The organism is Actinoallomurus vinaceus (assembly GCF_039542055.1).
In the GTDB taxonomy this organism is placed as follows: Bacteria; Actinomycetota; Actinomycetes; order Streptosporangiales; family Streptosporangiaceae; genus Actinoallomurus; species Actinoallomurus vinaceus.
In genome coordinates this window covers 1-18,356 of sequence record NZ_BAABHK010000015.1, presented here as the reverse complement: position 1 = coordinate 18,356, position 18,356 = coordinate 1, and the positions used below count along the sequence as shown (strand labels likewise).

General features: G+C 64.9%; 12 protein-coding genes and 1 tRNA gene. 8 read left to right on the top strand and 5 right to left on the bottom strand.

The features are described 5' to 3' along the window. The first annotated feature begins 164 nt into the window (after nt 1–164). Nucleotides 165–293: a hypothetical protein gene (locus tag ABEA24_RS39285; RefSeq protein ID WP_345438140.1), complete on the top strand. Its 129-nt coding sequence runs from the start codon at nt 165–167 to the stop codon at nt 291–293. 192 nt (nt 294–485) lie between these two features. Beyond that, nucleotides 486–576: transfer RNA gene (locus tag ABEA24_RS39280), tRNA-Lys, on the top strand. Between the two features lie 764 nt (nt 577–1,340). Here the strand turns inward: ABEA24_RS39280 and ABEA24_RS39275 are convergent. Next, complete coding sequence (locus ABEA24_RS39275; RefSeq protein WP_345438138.1) at nt 1,341–1,661, bottom strand: hypothetical protein; 321 nt, start codon at nt 1,659–1,661, stop codon at nt 1,341–1,343. Nucleotides 1,662–1,667: 6 nt separating this feature from the next. On the opposite strand from ABEA24_RS39275, the gene ABEA24_RS39270 reads away from it, so the two are divergent. Together ABEA24_RS39270 and ABEA24_RS39265 are read left to right on the top strand one after the other, a co-directional pair. Continuing rightward, a complete protein-coding gene (locus ABEA24_RS39270) occupies nt 1,668–2,243 on the top strand; it encodes a hypothetical protein (protein WP_345438136.1) in 576 nt (191 codons plus the stop codon). 488 nt (nt 2,244–2,731) lie between these two features. Then, nucleotides 2,732–3,133 (top strand): hypothetical protein, encoded by a 402-nt coding sequence (locus ABEA24_RS39265; RefSeq protein WP_345438134.1) that lies wholly within the window; start codon nt 2,732–2,734, stop codon nt 3,131–3,133. A 1,099-nt stretch (nt 3,134–4,232) separates the two neighbouring features. On the opposite strand, the gene ABEA24_RS39260 is transcribed toward ABEA24_RS39265, so the two are convergent. Continuing rightward, the gene (locus ABEA24_RS39260) at nt 4,233–5,648 is read right to left on the bottom strand and encodes a hypothetical protein (protein ID WP_345438132.1); all 1,416 of its coding nucleotides are present in this window, start codon (nt 5,646–5,648) and stop codon (nt 4,233–4,235) included. Nucleotides 5,649–6,293: 645 nt separating this feature from the next. Between ABEA24_RS39260 and ABEA24_RS39255 the strand changes: the two genes are divergently transcribed. From ABEA24_RS39255 to ABEA24_RS39245, 3 genes are all read left to right on the top strand, one after another. Then, nucleotides 6,294–7,214 (top strand): DUF5655 domain-containing protein, encoded by a 921-nt coding sequence (locus ABEA24_RS39255; RefSeq protein WP_345438130.1) that lies wholly within the window; start codon nt 6,294–6,296, stop codon nt 7,212–7,214. Between the two features lie 502 nt (nt 7,215–7,716). Then, nucleotides 7,717–12,528 carry an AAA domain-containing protein gene (locus ABEA24_RS39250; protein ID WP_345438128.1) on the top strand — a complete coding sequence of 1,604 codons (4,812 nt, stop codon included), beginning with the start codon at nt 7,717–7,719 and terminating at the stop codon, nt 12,526–12,528. Beyond that, entirely contained in the window at nt 12,525–13,364 is an 840-nt protein-coding gene (locus ABEA24_RS39245; RefSeq protein ID WP_345438126.1) for a DUF4145 domain-containing protein, read from the top strand. The genes ABEA24_RS39250 and ABEA24_RS39245 overlap by 4 nt, the downstream gene beginning before the upstream one ends. Nucleotides 13,365–13,456: 92 nt before the next feature. Here the strand turns inward: ABEA24_RS39245 and ABEA24_RS39240 are convergent, their stop codons facing one another. Next, nucleotides 13,457–15,022 carry a tyrosine-type recombinase/integrase gene (locus ABEA24_RS39240; RefSeq protein WP_345438124.1) on the bottom strand — a complete coding sequence of 522 codons (1,566 nt, stop codon included), beginning with the start codon at nt 15,020–15,022 and terminating at the stop codon, nt 13,457–13,459. Between the two features lie 5 nt (nt 15,023–15,027). Continuing rightward, complete coding sequence (locus ABEA24_RS39235; RefSeq protein ID WP_345438122.1) at nt 15,028–15,261, bottom strand: DNA-binding protein; 234 nt, start codon at nt 15,259–15,261, stop codon at nt 15,028–15,030. A gap of 608 nt (nt 15,262–15,869) precedes the next feature. Here ABEA24_RS39235 and ABEA24_RS39230 point away from each other — a divergent pair. Beyond that, complete coding sequence (locus ABEA24_RS39230) at nt 15,870–16,415, top strand: GrpB family protein (protein ID WP_345438120.1); 546 nt, start codon at nt 15,870–15,872, stop codon at nt 16,413–16,415. Between the two features lie 82 nt (nt 16,416–16,497). Here the strand turns inward: ABEA24_RS39230 and ABEA24_RS39225 are convergent, their stop codons facing one another. After that, nucleotides 16,498–17,571, bottom strand: coding sequence for a TRM11 family SAM-dependent methyltransferase (locus ABEA24_RS39225; protein ID WP_345438118.1), 1,074 nt, complete (start codon nt 17,569–17,571; stop codon nt 16,498–16,500). Nucleotides 17,572–18,356 lie beyond the last annotated feature (785 nt).

The following is an 18,356-nucleotide window of genomic DNA, read 5'->3' as shown; positions in this document are numbered from 1 at the left end:
TCCCCCTTGCTACGAACGCCTCTGGCCCGATCCGACACCGCCGCCCCGACCTCTTTCCGAACCGACGGCGAACACGTCCCGGCGGCGCAGGCGCAGCGTGCAGGTACATCACCGCGCACAGCGTGAACACGGCCTTGTCGACCTGACCCGCGGGCGGGTCGGGGGTGGCGAGCACCGGCGGCCCGCGACCGGGCGTCGTCGCTGCGGTCAAACAGGACCTGACCGAGATCCAGGAGCTCGACCTGGTGAAGGTCGTAGCACAGAAAGCGCATGACGCCTACTCCACGCTGTGAGCCCCGGTGCTGGTGAACGACACCGGCCTAACGTGCGATGCATAGTCATCCAGGCCCAACGGCCGGTTCGGGTGCTCCGTGGGTGCTCGTACGTCGCGGTACCGCCCGGCAGCACCCGGTACGCCATCGGGTCGATACGCCGCGAAGCAAATGGCGAACCGGATCAAATGGCACGTAGTGGCACTGTGAAATAGGACGCGGTAGTGCGTCGAGCAGGGAATTCCTTCAGAACTGTGGACTTTTAATCCATAGGTTCTGGGTTCGAGTCCCAGGCGCCCTACCACTCATCTGGCCGCTGACCTGCGGTTTCTTGGGTCCGGCGGATCTTGTGTTGATCGTTTCGGGGCGGTGGGTGCTCCATGGGTGCTCTTTTGTACCGATCTTGTGCAGCAGGGTTATTGTAGGTATGCATCGTGATGCATACCTAGTCGGCTGCATAGATATGCGACTCGGCGGTGCCGGGTCTCCGCGAGCCCATCCGCAGGACGCGGAAGTCCGCGTAGCCCCTACGGCGACCGACTCACTGGGGCATCGACGGTCCCGCAATGACTCGGCCGAACCGATGTTCAGCTTGGCCGCCACAGCCTTGATCGCTTCGAACTCCGAGTCGTCCTGAGGACGCACCTCAGCGGCCATCCGCACCGCTCGACGGCGCAGTTCCTGAGGGTAGGGGACTTATTAGCCATGAACTTGATCTTCCTTCTCGATCAAGCCTCCAACGAACTCGCTGGGCAAGATGGTCTGGCGCGAACTCATGCGCTCCCAGAAGCCGCAGAAGCCCGGTGACGCGGGCGGTGGGAATCCTGACGAGCGATCGAGCACGCAACGGGCATGGAAGCGACGAAGAGCCTCTTGACGAGAGAAGCCCCAGCGCCTGGGGTTCATGTCCTGGCCTGGGGCTTCGGCCCCTACATCAAAGGCCCGGACGACAAACCCCTGCTGGGAGGGGAAACCGTCCGCGGGCTCACCCGATAGACCACGGCCTCAGCCACGGCGGCCCGAACGCCAGGCCAGCACAGCGCGCGCCTCGGCTCTACGACCTTCCGCTTACGAGGAATACGGATACCCCTGCTCGCCCAGCATCCGCCGAGGTGGACGGTGGTGAAGGTGGCCCGATGGCTGTCCCCGGTTGCCGTCGTTGCCGTCACCGTTGCCGTCACCCGCATCCGCTTCTGCTTTGCGGCTGGCATAGCTGTGACGAGTACGCCGCCGCACGGGACGTGCCAGCTCCGGGAGGGCCCAGGGCACGGTCTGGGTCATCAGCTTCAACTGCACGTAGCCGCCGCGCCGGCCGCACCAGCCGATTCCGACTGACCCTCGGGGCAGTTCAAAAAGACAATTGCCAGCAGTCGACTGGATGGTCACCATAAGGACATGTATGACCAGCTGGACGGCCTCACGGAGCTCTTTCGTGCCGAGATGAACCTGTCGACGTGGGTTGCCGCAGTGCGGTCGCAGTATGACCGGCTGCGCTGGCCGGCGCCGCCGTCGGGGCGTACCGACCACGAGGTCTCGGGAGAGGAAGTCTGGTCGGTTATCACCCGTGCAATCGCGGATGGGTTGATGTTCGTCCTCGCGATGAACCAGGTTGCCGACGCGGCGCGGGCCGTCCGGTTCTACACGCCGGGTCACGTCGTGGAGTCGGTTGATGAGGCCATCGCCAGCTTCGAGGGCGCATGCCCCGATCGGCAGCATCTGCGCAACGCCGTCGCACACTACAGCGACTACCTACGCGGCACAGGGCACAGCCAGCGGGGAGCATCCCCTATGGCGGAATACGGGATTGTCGACAACCTTAGCTCCTTCTACTTCTTCACCGACGAGCACAGCCTGCCTCTAGAGATGGAATTTAGAGAAGCGGTCGAGGCGGCAGAGAACCTAGGACGGGCTATCCAAAACGTGCTTCGTGCAGCACGCAAAGGCAATCGCGCCGACACCGGGGAATCCTAGTGAGGAATTCCGATTCGTTCAGAGCTTTGTCACTCAGTGGGTGCGCGCGCCTGCTAGCGGTCGGCGAACGGACGCTGGGAGGCATGCGGATCACGGCTGCCCCCACAGGCGTTGATGCCTTCGGCCTCAGCGTTTGACGCCACCGCGTATGGCTACGACAGCGAGACCGAGCAGGGCGGGCCGAGTAGACGTGAAGCGATTTAGGTGGTGCGGCGGGTGATAGTGAGGGCTTCGTTTCCGGATGTGTGCAGCAGGGAAGTGGATGAGTCGATGGCGTGGTGCGGGGCGATCCCCCATCCAGGTCCTGGACACGGGGTCACCGCAGTCTCCACCTGGGCACGGATTTACAGAGGGTCGGCGATCTCCGTGGCGCTCCTCCGTTAACGTGGGCGGATGTCGAGCGGAGCATGGTCGAGATGCCCGTTCATCCCGTGCCTGTCTGGAACGTTCATAAGTCCGCGCCTCGCTACTCTGCCAAGGTGCGACGCGTGAAGGTCCCCGAAATGATTAAGCGGGTAACCAAGCATGATCTGGTGAGCCTGAGCGGTAAGGCGCGGAACCTGCACCTCACCGGCCGAGGCCGGGAAGCTGAGCGGCTCGCGGAACATCTGCCTGACGGCGCAACGGGCGTCCTCCGGGCGTTGCTGCCGGAACCCCATCCACAACTGTCCTATCGCTGCTTCGTGGTCATCCAGCGGACCCGCGAGACACTCGACCACTTCCCACTCGACATCCTTCCCCGCGACTTCGAGCAACTACCGGATCTCACTGGTGAGGAACTGGTTCGCCTCACACGCTGGGCACTGTTCCAGATCCCTATCCAGCCCGAGGGGACACCGGCAACGCTCAAGATGCCCACCCTCCGGGGTCAATCGCCATCTGATCCGTAGCAAGATCGGGAGCGTCCACAGCCGTCCAGACTCGTCCGCTGATCTGCGGCCGAACGACTGCGCGGTCCAGGGCCGTCCGCGGCGGTCCAGGGAGGTCGTTAGCAAATCCGTTAGCATCGTCCCCCGGCGAGGTGGGTTGACGTTCAGTGGCAAGTGGCCATGGAGCGTAGCCGGCGAGTCGTGCGCCTGGCCGCCCGTCGGAGAGCAAGATCCCAGGGAGCAAGTTCCCGAGCCAGACTCGGCCGTTCAGGCCGTCCCCGGCAAGACTCGCAAGCGTCGTCCCCATTGACGCCCTCGGTCCACTCATCACACCACGTGCACAGTGCCGCGTCGTATTGCTCGGAGTAGTTCTGCTGGTTGCCGCATCGGGGGCACACGCCGCCCGGACGGAAGTTGGTCCGGAGAGACCGCGGCCGCCTACGCGGCATTAGCCTTTCGGTTCGTCTTCATCCCGGGCATTCTGTCCGTCGCCAGCGCGGCGATCAACGTCAAGCGCAGCGGGTGACGGGAATCGAACCCGCGCTACCAGCTTGGGAATTAAAGGAGGATCGGCCCTCAGCGCGCCTGACCTGCGCTTGCGGCGACCCACGAGTTACGCCTATTGACCCCTGTTCACCCTGGCTAGTTGCACGCTAATTGCACGCGCTCGGGCTCGGTGGGTGTTTCTGACCTGCGACAACGTTGCCCAGGTTTAGACGCATCGGTCCGGAGTGCTCGCGGGTGGACGTGCCGACTTGGCCAGCTATCCGATACCTCTTCATCCCGAACTACCGGCACCATCGAGGGCGGCTGCGGCTCGCCCTCCTGGGACGTGTGGTGACGTGCGATCGCGATAGATGCTGTAGACGGTGTTGCGGTACTTCCCTGCCGTACAGCAGCCGGCCGCGGCCCGCAGGTTGGACCGGTCGACCTACCGCTTACGAGGAACACGGACACCTCTGCTGCTAGGACGGTGCCCGACGTGCGGCCGTGGGTGCTGGTGGCTGCTGTCGTTGCTGTCAGCCTGAGCCGCCACCGTCGGTCCGCGGGGAGGGCCGGCTAGATGGTCTTAACTCAATAGGCCGGATGCATCGGAGATCGGCCAACCGCCGACGCCACCCTATATATCACCGGTAATGCGCCGCATTGGGTCGATCTCGTTCCTCGAAAGACCGTTTAGTTTAGATGCTATCTGCTCTAGGCATCCGAGATAGGCGCGCTGGGCAGCGTGTATCGCCAGACTCTCTGGCGGCGTTCTACCTGCATGCACCATCTCCGAGCGTGCGTCATACACGTCCGCGACGGCCTGCGCGACTATGGGGTCACCCAGCAATAGTTCCACTCGGCGTTTCAGGCGCTCAGTAATTCCACCGGCGTAATGGCTTGTCAATAGCATCTCGAACGCCGTCGCGAGGCTCACTACCGCGTACCAACGGTCGAATCCGAGGCTTCGTCGGAAATAGTCAAGCGACTCAAATATCTTGCGTGCGGTGCGCGCACGCGAATGTTGACCTGCTCGGCTTCTCCGGAACCGTGTTGGGAGTTGTAGATTAGCGATCGTTTCGAGCGGCTGCCATAGCCCTTCCGCGCTATCGACCCCCTTGCTCCAATAAGCCATGTTTAGATCAACGGGCAGGTCGCTGAGTTCCGCAAGATAGCCCGCTTCCACGCTCATTGGTATTGCGTCTCCACGTAGCGCCCCCTGGTCGTCGATGCCACCGTTCATCACAAAGTAGTGATGAACGTCGAGCGTCTGCCAATTGTTGACGCTCCGCGTGGACAAGAGGCGGCTCGCCTCGCTTATAGGCACCGGCTGTCGGACAGCGAGACCTCCGAGGAAGGTTGTGGTGATATGTAGACGATCGAGTAGCAGCCGTTGATTTTCGTAATATGAGTCGCTGAGTGTATTGATGCGCACCACGAGCAGTGGGTTACGCTCTAGCCATGGAGCTCGGCCGCTTCGCCAGTGCTCAAGCAGATCATTCGGAACACGGCCAGTTATGCCGAACCAGCCATGCACTTCATCCAGCCACTCAACTGCCCGCGACAGTCTGTTGTGCTGCGAACACACAGCAATGCCGTACGCCCGCGCTAGCGCCTCGCTGGATACCTCGCTGGGTTGGAAGAGTATTCCTGCTCCGAGCAGGCCGAACGAATGCAGTGGGTAGATGACGTAAGTCGGCTTGCCAAGTGGGCTTCGTCCGAGCCATACCAGTACATCGAGAACAGGATCCTGCGATCGCCGCCGGACGGCCTGAAAGAGCATCTCATCGATTACGGTCACGCCTACAAACAGCCGTCGCTGCCACAGCTCCCGCGCGAGCACTGCACGGACCTGTGTTAGGTGGTAACCTACCGGGCCCTCACCGCCTGTCGCCACCGCCCACTCTTCGACAGAGTTGAAGCCGTCCAACGCTGCGGCGTTTTGAAGAAGCCAGGTGACACTGGCCGCGACCCCAGCTTTGCCGCCCGCCTGGTTGATACGTTGGGCGAGCACATCCGGGCTATCAAGCAACTCCTCGGCAGCATCTTCCACGCGGCACTCCCTGACGGCATCTGATGCCGATCAGGTTACAACGGCACATAGCGTAAGTGGCGGCGGAACAGACGCGCGATAGGTGGTCGAGCAGCGTAATGAGACCCGGGGTTCACCTCTTCAGCATGGCGGTCGAAGGAGACCGGTGCCCACGGGCCGCACGTGCTGAATCGTGCCGGAGCGGGCGGCTACGGCGGCGTGCAGCGTTGCCTTGATCCATCAACGGCCAAATTCAGCAGCGTCCCGTCTTATCCATAGCAAGATCGAAGACGTCCATGGCCGTCCAGGTTTGTCGTCTGACCGGCTGCCGGACTGCTGAGGCGCCACGTCCGTCCACATCGATCCAGGGCCGTCGTTAGCAAAAGCGTTAGCAACATCCGTTGGTGAGACATCCGGTATGCGGGTGCCAAGCCGAGCCGGAGCGCACGGCTGGCTACCGGAAGCCGCGCGGCAGCGATCATCCCAACCCGAGCCGGCCACGCGGGCGAAGCGTCCGCTAAGGCGCCCGAGCTGCGCGTCAGTCGATCGCCACCATTGCCTGCAGCGATCCTCACAGGCTCAACCATGGAAACATTCCGGCTCGGCCGACCGATGGCCATAGCGAAGCGTACCGACAGAATTTGGCTCGGGGAGGAACGACGCAGCGTGAGTGACCTGAAGCTGTTCAAGATCAACAATGGTAAGGCAACTGAGTTGTCCGGAAAGGCATTTACCCTCGAACTCTCGCTGCAGAAACTGATCGACAACAACATGGAGACGCTGTTCGGTACGAGGTTCATCGCTTCGGAGTACTCTACGGGCGCAAAGCACGGTGGGCGTATCGACTCACTGGGACTAGATGAGAATGGCTCGCCAGTCATCTTCGAATACAAGCGGGCCAGCAACGAAAATGTGATCAATCAGGGCCTATTTTACTTGGATTGGCTCCTTGACCATCGCGCCGAGTTCGAGTTGTTGGCTATCAAGACGGTCGGACCGGAAGCCGCCAAGGAAATCGACTGGAAGAATCCTCGACTGGTCTGCGTAGCTGGCGACTTTAACAAGTATGACGAGCACGCAGTACAGCAGATCAATCGGTCGATCGAGTTGGTTCGCTATCGGGACTTCGGCGGCGAGCTACTTGCGCTCGAACTTGTAACCGCTCGCACTGCAGCAGGTTCGGCTGTCGACTCGGCGCCGTTCGGTGGCCTTAAGGGAAGCGGCAGTGGGGCTAAGACCGTAAGCGAATACCTGGATCAGGCGCCGGATACACTGAAGGACTTGTACGCCGAGCTCGAGCGATTCGCGGAAGCTCTCGGCGATGATGTAACCAAGAAGACACTAAAGAGCTACTTCGCATTCCGTCGACTTAAGAATTTCGCTTGCGTCGAGATTCATCCCAAAATGCACACGATGCTCGTCTACCTAAAAGTTGACCCGTCAACTGTCCAGCTTGAGAAAGGCTTCACACGGGACGTGAGGAAGATCGGCCACTTCGGCACGGGAGACCTTGAAGTCCGAATCAGCAATCGAGAGGACCTCGAAAAGGCTTCCTCTCTCATCCAGCGATCCTACGATGAGAGTTAGTTACGTTGCGGGCTGGGTAAATGTGCGCCTCATGTCAGTGGCCCATTCATTACGAGTCATGCTAAGCATCTCCACGGCCGTCCAGATCCGACTCCTGACCAGCCTCTCGCGGCTCCGCGATGTCCAGACCGGTCCAGGACTGCCCGAGGTCGTCGTTAGCGCCAGCGTTAGCAGCCATCCCCAACGCTGCCGGGATGGGCTGGTTCGGAGCGCTCTCCCGCGCGGACGGCGAGGCGGTGTGACAGGCAGTATCGCGCGGGTGAGCACTCCGCCTGGCGGGGGACCGCACAAGCCACACCCAGCCCTCCCGGGCCGACCAACAATTTACGGAGGCCGGCACGCCCGGCCCGAGGGCCGGTCGGCCGCCCGGCGACCGCGTACGGACATCCACCGGTGAATCGAGGCTTAGTCCACGAGAGATGGTTTGTTGACTCTCGCCCGCTTCGTGGCGTACGTACATCGCTCCGGCTGATGTCATTCTCTCAGCCGGCAGCAGTGGTGGGTGCCGATCTTGTTCCTGCCCGGCCGTGTGTTCACGCCGCTTGCCGAGGAGAACTTCCTGGCGCCATATCGGTCCGACCTTTATGCCGCGCACATTACGCCATCTTCTTGCGACGCGTTGTTTAGTTTGCCGGGCGGCCTCATACTGGCAGGTTCGCCATCAGCCGAGGGGAGAAAGGTGAACGTGCCGCGACGCGCCGCGAACGACCCTGACGTCATTGGACAGACCACCGGTCTGATCGGCTTCCTCAAAGAGGTCGTGCAGAGCAGCGACAGCCGTCTGCGCGACGACCGACGCTCACGGGAGCGCCTGTGGCTGGCTAACCTGCCCGCCTCCGTACGGCGCCCTTCGGACCGAGTCGACGGTCCGCTGCTCACGCTCGATTATGTGCCGCAAACGGCACCGCCGCCTCTGCCGGATGTACTGGATGGGTGGGTGTCCGCGGAACAGTGCCGGGATGCGGATGGTGGCGATCCGCCGCTCGCAACCGAGGGCCCGGGGCGGGAGCTGGTGCCAGCCGCGGACGGCCGTCAGTGGTGGGAAGAGACAGAGGATCACACCGTCCGCCGAGAGGATGCAGCCGAAGTGCTGCGGGCCTACGGTCCGTGGCTCGATCGCTGGCGCCGGTGGGCGGAGCGGGAACGCGCGGAGCGAGCCCTTCGGGAGTTGTACGAGCAGGTCTACCGCTGGCACCAGAAGCTGACTCAGCAGGATGACCAGCTCGAACTCGTCCTGGCCGCCGGTCTGTTGACGTGGAGTGATCCGCGCGGTGACGCCGTCCACCGTCATCTGCTCACCCACCGGGTGGAGACCTCAGTCGACCGCAAGACCGCTCGGGTCACGGTTCGGCTCATGGCCGAGGGAGCGGTGCGGCTGGAGGACCAGGCGTTCCTCGACACCCATGATGGCTGGGCTCCCGAGCGCTCGGCCGCGCTCGCGGAAGAGATCGCGGCTCAGCCGCTGCACCTACTCGGCTCGGGAGCCCTGGAGCAGTTGGCCCAGTGGCAGGAGCGGGTACTGCAGCGTCCAGTTGCGTTCAGTGCCGAGTGGCCGCCGCCGCGCGAGCCGGAGGCAGGTGCGCGACTCACCTACGCTCCGGCGCTGGTGTTGCGTCCACGGGACCGCAACGCGCTGCTGAGCTTCTACGATCGGATCGCGGACAGCGTGGCCTCCGAGGCGCATGTGCCCCTCAGGCTCGCTCAGCTGGTGCTGCTTCTGGACTCTGAGGAACGCGCGAACTGGGACGGTCGCAAGATCCCACCCCTCTTCGGGGACGACCCGCTCTTCCCAGGAAAGACCAACGAACGGCAGCGGAGTGTGCTGCGGCGGCTGGAGCACGACACAGGCGTGGTGGTGCAAGGGCCGCCGGGTACCGGCAAGACACATACGATCGCCAACCTGGTCTCCGCGCTGCTCGCTCAGGGGCAGCGGGTCCTGGTGACCAGCGCTCGCGATCAGGCCCTGACGGTCTTGCGGGACAAACTTCCCCCTGCTGTAAGGGACTTGTGTGTCCTGCTTCTCAGCTCCGCACGGCAGGACGGGGTGGACGAACTGGAACGCACGATCAATGCCCTGACCGACCAGGTCGCCGCCAGCGACCCCGAGCAACTCCGGGACGAGATCCGTCGGCTCTCCGCACGCCGGGAAGAGGTGCGGGGAAGGATCGGCACGCTCACCGAGCAGGTGATCGCGCTCCGGGAGGCGGAGGTCTACCAGCACCCGGAAATCGCGCCCGGATACGCCGGCACCCTCGCCGCAATCGTGCAGCGCGTCCACGACAACGCGGAACGTCACTCCTGGATCGGCCTGGTTCCGGAGGAAGGGCCGGCCCCCTCCGTTCCCCCGCTGTCCCCCGCACAGGCAGCAGAATTGCTGAGCCTGCTGCGCGACGGCGCGGCTGAGCCACGCGCGGGCGGCACTCTGCCAGATCCGGACACCGTCCCATCCCCCGAGGAGCTAGCCCAGGCATTCACGGCCAGCCGCGTCACCGATGACGGCCTGTCCCCTGAGGCAGCTGGTATCCGTGACCACTTGGCCCAACTCGACGCTTCCATCACTGATGAACTGACCTCGCTCGCGGGTGACTGCCGTACAGCCCTGCATCACCTCGGTCTACCCCTGTCGGCCAGGCAATGGGATACCGACAAGTGGACCACCAAGGCCATCTCAGACCGGCTCTCCCGCGACAACCTCGCCCTGTGGCGTCGCGTATCCGGACTCGCTGATCAACTCAACGCTGTCTCCCAGCAGTTGGAAGATCAAGGGATGACGCGCGTCATCGTGCCCGAGCAGCTCTCCGCCGAGCGGGCCGATGCGATGCTCACCATGGGCTCTGCACTGCGCGAGTATCTCGCCTCGGGTGGCAAGCTTCGCGCTCGTGGCAGCTTCCGTGCCGCAAAGGCGCAGAAGGCCGCTCAGGAGCTCCTCGACACGTGCACCGTGAACGGCCATTCACCCCAAACCCTGGAGGACCTCGACGCCGTCCTCGCCCACCTGCACGCCCACTCAGCCGTAGCCACACTCGCGAGGCGGTGGGCCCAGGCCGGAGTCCCCATCTCCGAAGGCCCGGTGGAACTCCGCCTGGCCGCCCTGACCGAGGCATACGCACGTCTGAAGCACGTCGACGCGTTCGCCGCCGCACGCGAGCGCATCGATGAACTGCTCGTACGTCACGGCCTGCACATCGCCCTTACCTCCCGCCCGGCCTGGCAAGACTTCACCATGGCTCTGACTGCTCTCTCCGGCCGGCGGGCAGCGGACGAAGCAATGACCCAACTGGCCAAATGGGAGGAGCAGCTCCGTACACCGGTGGCAGGTTCTCACCCCGCCGCCGAAGCGCTCGCCGCCGCCCAAGCTGTTCGGGAGCAAGACATCGACCGCTACACCAAGGAGCTCGAGGCACTCCGGGAAGCGCATCGGCGGGAGCACCGCCGGCGCCGGTGCGCTGTGCTTCTGGACAGCGTTCGCGGGGCGCACCCCTTGCTCGCCGACCAGCTGACACAAGAACCCGACGATCCAGCATGGGAAACGCGGCTGAACTCGCTGGCCGAGGCGTGGGCCTGGGCGGTGGCTGCCGCATTCGTACGCCGCCAGCGCACACCGGGACGCGAACGTCAACTTGACGGCGAACTAGCCCAGTGCGAAAGGAACCTAGAGGATCTGACCGGCGAACTGGCGGCCACCTGGGGTCGGCTGCACTGCCTGCAGCGCATGACCCAGGAGGAGCGTTCCGCACTCCAGGCATACCGCAGCCACATGGCCTCGTACGGCAAGGGCAAGGGCCGCGTCGCGGGCCGCTACCGTGCTGCAGCCCGCGACGCCATGCGGACGGCGCAAGGAGCGGTACCCGCGTGGGTCATGCCCATCTCTCAGGTGGCCGAGATGGTGCCGCCCAAGCGAGACGCGTTCGACGTCGTCATCGTCGACGAGGCCAGTCAGGCCGGCATGGACGCCCTGTTCCTGTTGTGGCTCGCTCCTCGCGTGATCGTCGTCGGGGACGACAAGCAGTGTGCGCCCCCGGTCAGTGGCATGGGCCGTCTCCAGGCGATCCAGGACCGGCTCATCTCCCATCTGCCGGACATGCCGCCCATGCTGCGCCAGCTGTACACCCCCGCCACCAACCTCTACGAACTGCTGGCCACGTTCTTCCCAAAGGTGATCCGGCTGGAGGAACACTTCCGGTGCATGCCCGAGATCATCGGCTGGTCCTCCCAGACCTTTTACGACAACAAGCTGCAGCCGCTGCGCCAGTACGGCGGTGAGCGCCTCGCCCCCCTCGTGACGCATTTCGTCGAGGGAGCTGTCACCGAGGGACGCGACAGCCGACTCCGCAACCCGAAGGAGGCCGACGCCATCACCGACTGCCTGGCCCGACTTGTGGAGGACCCCGCCTACCGGGACAAAACGATGGGCGTCATCACCCTCCAGGGCCCGGTCGGCCAGGTCAGGCTTTTGGAACAGCTGATCAACGAGCGGATTCCAGCGCCGGTGCGCGAGCGCCACCAGATCCGGGTGGGCAACCCCGCGTCATTCCAGGGAGATGAGCGGCACGTCATTCTGCTGTCGATGGTCGTCACCGACCCTCCGCGCATTGCAGGCGGTTCACGCAGCGAACAGCGGGCTTACAACGTCGCCGCGTCCCGGGCTCAGGACCAGATGCGACTCTTCTACTCGGTCCCGCCGGACCGCCTCAAGACGAATGACCTCCGCCTCAACCTCCTTGCCTACATGGAAAACCCGCCCGCCGCTCTTGCCAACTCCGACGACATCGGCGAGGTGTCGAGCGAGGTCCCGCAAAAGCCGTTCGAATCACTCTTCGAGCAGCGCGTCTACCTGCGTCTGAAGGAGCGCGGATATCACGTTGTCCCGCAGTACCCGGCGGGAACCAAGCGCATTGACCTCGTCGTCGTAGGAGCACGTGGGCGTCTGGCCGTAGAGTGCGACGGCAACCGGTACCACTCGACACCTGACCAAATCCGGTATGACCATCAGCGTGATCGCGAACTCCAACGGGTGGGCTGGACGTTCTGGCGCATCCGCGAGAGCGAGTTTCGATTCGACCCTGACGAAGCGATGTCCGGCCTGTGGGAAGAACTGAACCGGCTGGGCATCCAGCCGGCAACGTTCGGCGTCACCGACAACCGGTCGCCCTCGGCCACCGCATCCGCCGGTACGCAGTGGACCCCACTCGACCTCTCCTCCGAGGAGGGGCTGACGGAGTCCCCCGATGACCCCGACACGACCGATCCGGTCGCCGCCCTTGACATGACCGAAGACGACGACACCGACGACAGTACGGGAGGCCCAGCATGACCCCGCAGTCCCCACTCGGCATCCTGGACGCCAACACCCTGGAGGAGCTGGCCCGCGTCATCTGCGGCGATGACCATCTCTACTACCGCAAGGGATTTGAAATCGCCCGCTTCCTGGAAAACGCCGGCTGGCAGCGGGTGCCGGAGTACGACGGCGAGTATCGTCGCGAGTGGACCCTGGCCCAACTCACCGAGCGCCGGGAGAACCCCAGCGAGCTGGAGAAGGTCCTGCTCCGGCTCGCCGACCCTCGCGAATACCTCGACGAACCGGAACAGCTTCCTGCCGTCATCTCCGCCGTGAATACCTTCCTCGTCCACGAGGGCGTACGACTGGAGAACCCCAGCGGTCGTCCCCGGATCGTCGCCTGCGATCCGTCTTTGGCCCACCCAGGCAGCCAAGGCCCGGTCGAGCTCAGCGCAGCCATGGCAGACCTCGTCAGCGACCAAAAAATGGCCGCTCTCCTTCAGCACCGTTTGGACGAGGCGCGCACCTGTTACGCCAACGGCGCCCACGTGGCAGCAATCATCATGCTCGGCAGCCTCCTCGAAGGCGTCCTGTGCCATGTGATCCAGGAACGCGACGCGTCGCTGCTCGGCAGGACGCCCCCAGACAACGTGAACCTGGACACCCTCATCAAAACCTGCCATGACGCGGGCTGGATCGGCGCCGACGTCCAGCGTTTCTGCCATGAGCTGCGCAAGTACCGCAACTTCGTCCATCCCCGCGCCGAGATCCGCCAAGCCCATACCCCGGACCGTGACACGCTGGATATGTGCTGGCCCGTGGTCAACGCGGTCCTGAACGACCTCGCCGACTCCCAGCCCAAAGCGGCCTGACGTACGCCGTGATGTCTCGTGAGAGTCGCCTCCAGACGTCCGACCGACGCGACAGGCAACCATAGGAGGACCCGTAGAAGGGCGGCCCCCTCCTACTGCCGACCGGCAGCCGGGGCTCGGCCGCTACGCGAGCCTTCTGCGGTCGTGCCCGGTGCGATGAGCGCGGCGGTGTCTTCGGCGGCGTCGCGGGCGATCTTGGGGTAGACACTGGTGTAGGTGTCGCGGGTGAAGGCGCTGGTGACGTGACCGAGGGTGTGCTGGACGATTTTGATGTCGACCCCTGCGGCGAGCATCAGGGACGCGGCGCCGTGGCGCAGGTCGTGCAGGCGGATGGGGGGGAGACCGATTTCGTAGGCCAGCCATTGGAACTGGTCGGTGACACGGGCGGGGTGGAGCGGGTCACCGTTCTCGTCGGTGAAGAAGAACTCCGATTCCCCGAGTCCGGCGGCGAGGCGTTCGCGGTTCTGTTTGGCCCGGTGGGCTCGCAGGATCTTGATGGTTTCTTCGTCGAGGTCGATGATGCGGTCGCCGGCGTCGCTTTTGGGTTTGCCGTGGTGGGGGTTCCAGCCGAGCTGGGTGATCTGCCAGCACACCGCGATCGTCCCGTTCTTGAGGTCGACGCTGGTGGTTTGGATGCCGCAAGCTTCCCCGCGGCGCAGGCCGCGCAGGGCGATGAGGCGGAAGAGGGGGTAGAGCCGGTGCCGGGTGGCGCGCTGCAGGAACCGGCTGGTCTGTTCGGGTGTCCACACCATGACCGGGGACGGGCGTGGGGTGCCGATGTAGGCCTCGATGACGTTGATGCGTTTGCCGTTCGCGCGTTCGCGCACGGCCGTCAGGTGCTGGCGGTGGGCGGTTTGCCAGGCGCGGACGCGTTCGTCGGTCCACACCAGCGGTTTGGGTCGGGTCGCGGGCGGGAGTTCGACGATGGCGGCGGGGTTGAAGTCGATTAGCCGTTCTTGTTTCATCGCGATGGTCAGGGCGTGCCGCAGCGTCGCTCGGATGTTGCGCAGGGTTGGCGGGTTGACCACCCTCCGCCATTTGACCTTGGCGCGCAGGGTGGGGTCGTTGCTGGAGCGGGTTTCGCGGATGAGGTCGTTGTACTCCTCGATGGCGTCGAACATCTCCGAGATGTCGGCGACGCGGAGTTCCGCGACGGGGATGTGGCCGAGGTGCGGCTTGAGGTACAGACGGACGTCGCTGGCGTACCGGTTCTTAGTAGTCTCGGTGATCTTCTTCTTGCCTTCAAGCCAGATGTCGAGCCAGTCGCCGAGCAGGATGTTGCGGTTGAGTTGCTGGCCGGTGCGGACCTTGTTCCGCACGGTGTCGGCGTCGGGGAGTTCGCCCATCTTTTTGACGGTGTCGAGGACGAAATCGGTGATCTTGTTCTTGAGGCGCCGATCGTTGCTGATGGCCAGCAGTTCCTGGGCCTTGCTCAGGTCGTCTTCGGCGACCGTCTGGGAGGTGAACCCGCCGCGCCGGAGCGGGTTACGGCGCTTGCCGTCGAGGGTCGGGGGGAGTTCGAGCTGGTAGGACCAGGAGCCGTGCCGAGGGTTCCATTGGCCGTCCGCGCGCCGGAGTTTCGGGCATTTTGTTTCCAGGCGGCGTCCGGTTTCGGTGTCCCGGCAGCTGCATCGCTTGAACGTTCGTCCACTGGCCATCGTGATTACTCACTCCCCGGTTCAGGACCTGTTGGCTGGTATCCGAGCAGGGCGAGTAGCTCCGGGGTGGGCACCAGGTACTTCTTGCCGACGCGGATGATCCGGCAGGGGAACTCACCGGCTTGGGCGAGTTCGTAGGTTTTGGTGCGGCCCAGCCCCAGGGCTTTGCCCGCGGTGACCAGGTCGACCACCGTGGGCAGCCCGCCCAGCTCCGCCAGCGACATCCCGGCCCTCACCACGACCACTCCCCAACTGGAGGGCCGCCGGGTGCGGACACGCTCGCCGCTGGCGCGCCCCACACGGCGGCAGGGACCGTGCGGTCCCGGCGTGCCGGGTCACCGCCCATGGCGTGGACGGTGATGCGGGGCGGGGAACATCGACGCTCGCCTCTGCGGCTGGCATCAAGCCGAATCCGCTGGTCACCGCAGCTCACGACGGCGTGTTGCCGCTGGGTGCTCGGGGGTTGCGGGCCGCCGATCCCGGAACTCGGTTGGGCGCTGATCCGCGCAGCCACGGCGAGAGCAGTCTTCTTCGGCCGACTGGTGCCGGTTGCTCGTTGCCGGGTCACAGCCAGGAGGGGGCGAAGGAAGTGCCCTGGGCGGTGACCGCGGCCTGGACGTCTCTCCGCCGGCCACCACTCCACGCGCGGTGGCCCCATCCGGCTGGCCTGCCGCCCAGGGCACGGCACATGTACGCCCACCTCGATATCGCTGGTCAAGTCGCGCCGGGCCGGGCTGCCGGACGGGGTCGCAGGCGCGTTCGCGTCGCACCTGCCGGGCCGGCCGTAATCACGAAGCCTTCTGTGCACCAAGTCAAGCTGCCGACGGTCAGCTTGTAGGTTCAGTGTGTGGCCGATCAGCTGATCGAAGTTGTCGACTACGACTCTTCCTGGCCCGATCGGTTCGCTGATCAGCAGGACGGGGTCTCGGCGGTTCTTCAGCCCTGGCTGGCCGCGCCCGTGGAACACATCGGATCCACAGCGGTTCGCGGACTCCGGGCGAAGCCGATCGTCGACATGCTGGCCCCGGTTCGATCGCTGCCGGAGGCACAGGCAGCGGTCGAGGCGTTGGCAGCAGTCGGTTGGTTGTTCTGGCCCGATGACCCGTGCCGTCATTACCGCTTGTGGTTCTTGCGCCCGCGACCCGAAGCCAGGACGCATCATCTTCATGTGATCGAGCACGGCCATCCCCAGGCGGTGGCGTTGCTCGGCTTCCGAGATGCGCTGCGTGCCGATCGGGGCTTGTGCGCGGAGTACGCGAGGTTGAAGGAGCGGCTCGCAGAGCGGCACCAGGACAACCGCAACGCCTACTCCAACGCCAAGGGCGATTTCGTCGCTCAAGCGTTGCGCCGGGTCGGTATCGAATCGCCGCCGCGTGATCGTCTGCCCGAATAGCCCCCGGGCGATCTCTGGTGCCCGACAGAGTGTTGGGTGAACGCGAATGATCATGATGACTCCTTAAAGCGACGCCCGAGTTTCAGCGGCGCGGGTCCGGCGGCTCAGACGAGCCTGCGGGTCTCTTCGCGTTTGGTGCGGAGGAAGCTGAGGGGGATATCGATGCCTTCGACCTCGGCGAGCCGGCGTCGGGATCCTTCAGTTCCGCTGAACGCAGTGACTTTGGTGGCCGTCTGAGGATGAGGACTTCCTCGTGGGCGTTGACGTGCAGCGGGAGGCCGGCGGTACGGGCTTTGCGGGTCTCGTGCATGGCGAAGAAGCTCGCTCGCGTCACGAGCCGGTCGTCTTTGATCCCGCACAGCAGCGCCACCAGCCGCTGTACCGGTTCCAGGCCGGCGTCTTGTGCGGCGGCCCACACCTGGGCGGGGAAGTCGACGTACCGGCTGTGCTGCCGGAAGGGGCGGGTGGTGATGGCGACGATCCCGCCGGGCCGTAGCAGCGGCAGGCACCCTGTCAGGATGTCGGTGAACCCGGACAGGAGCCGGTCGTGGTTGCCGCGGGCGAGGTTGCCGGCCTCCTTGCCGTAGCTGTAGTCGCTCTTGCGGACGCCGGGGCGGCCGGTCTCACGACTGGAGCGGACTTGCCCGTGCGTGGCCTGCCCGTACGGGGGCGAGGTCAACAGCAGCGCCACGCTTCCCGCGACGTGCGGATCGGTGAACAGAGCGCTCGCACCTCGGGCGTCGCCGGTGATGACCGCGCCGGTCCCGGACGCACCCTGCTCGCGGGCGTGATCGAGATTGGCGCGGGCCAGGTGCGCCCAGCGGGGTTCACATTCGATCCCGATCGCATCCCGGCCCAGGTGGACGGCTTCGACGAGGGTGGTGCCGATGCCGCACATCGGGTCGAGGACGAGGTCGCCTGGGCGGGTGTAGGAGCCGATGGCGGTGGCGGCGAGCGCGGGCAGCATCTTGGCCGGGTGCGCGGTCGCCGCCGACAGGTAGCGGCCCCGGCGCTGGGTGATGGCGGGCTGCTGCGCGCACGCCCACACCGACAACGGCACCGGCTCGGCCGGGCTAGCGGCGGGTGAGGAGTCGCGGTGGGTCCGATTGGGCCAGCCCAGGCGGTGACGGTCAGACTGGTCAGGGTTGAAATTCATGACGGGTGCTTCTGCTTCCACCCGTCTCGAACGGCACGCACCCCAGGCAACCCGGCCCCGTAGGCACTTCTTAGGCACGGCCCGTGGGCACCCGATCGGCAGACGCCGAAGACACCTGCAGTGATCTTAGGCACGCGGTTAGACGCGGGGCGCATTGCCTTGGGCACGGACATAGGCACGCGGTAGGCAACCATTCAGCACGCCGATGGCCGGGGACGCGAGCGTAGGCACGCCCGTAGGCAAGCGGCCAGGCTCGTAGGCAAGTGGATGGCAACCGATGGGCAAGCCCCTGAGACGCGAACCGCACGTCGGCACGCGGGGTCAGCAAGCCCTTACCGTGTGGGCGGGCCATAGGCATGCGAGTGGACAACCGGTGGGCAACCGTCTGGGGTCATAGGCACGGCTTTAGGCATGCGGCTAGCGGCGGTGAGCACGTCCTCTGCCAGGCGCGCGGCCCTGGTGTCGTCCTTTAGGCAAGCCGTCTGGTTTCGTCGCCGAGATCGGGCGCCAGATGTTGATGAGCGCTGGCACCCCCCTGCCCAACCGCGAAGCGGTGTCGGTGAATTCGGGCACCAGCCCTGCTGCGCGTTGGACCATGGCGCGTCTTCGCCTCTCTCGTCGTATGCGATGAGTGCTTGTACGTGCGACCGGTGCTCGTGGTGGAGCGCCCCGCGTTGGTTGGAGGCCCTGATACCTGGAAGGGTGAGGGGCTATGGCACCCCCGAGGAAGTACTCGTCTGAGCTGCGTGAGCGCGCGGTCCGGATGGTCCTTGAACTACGTGAGC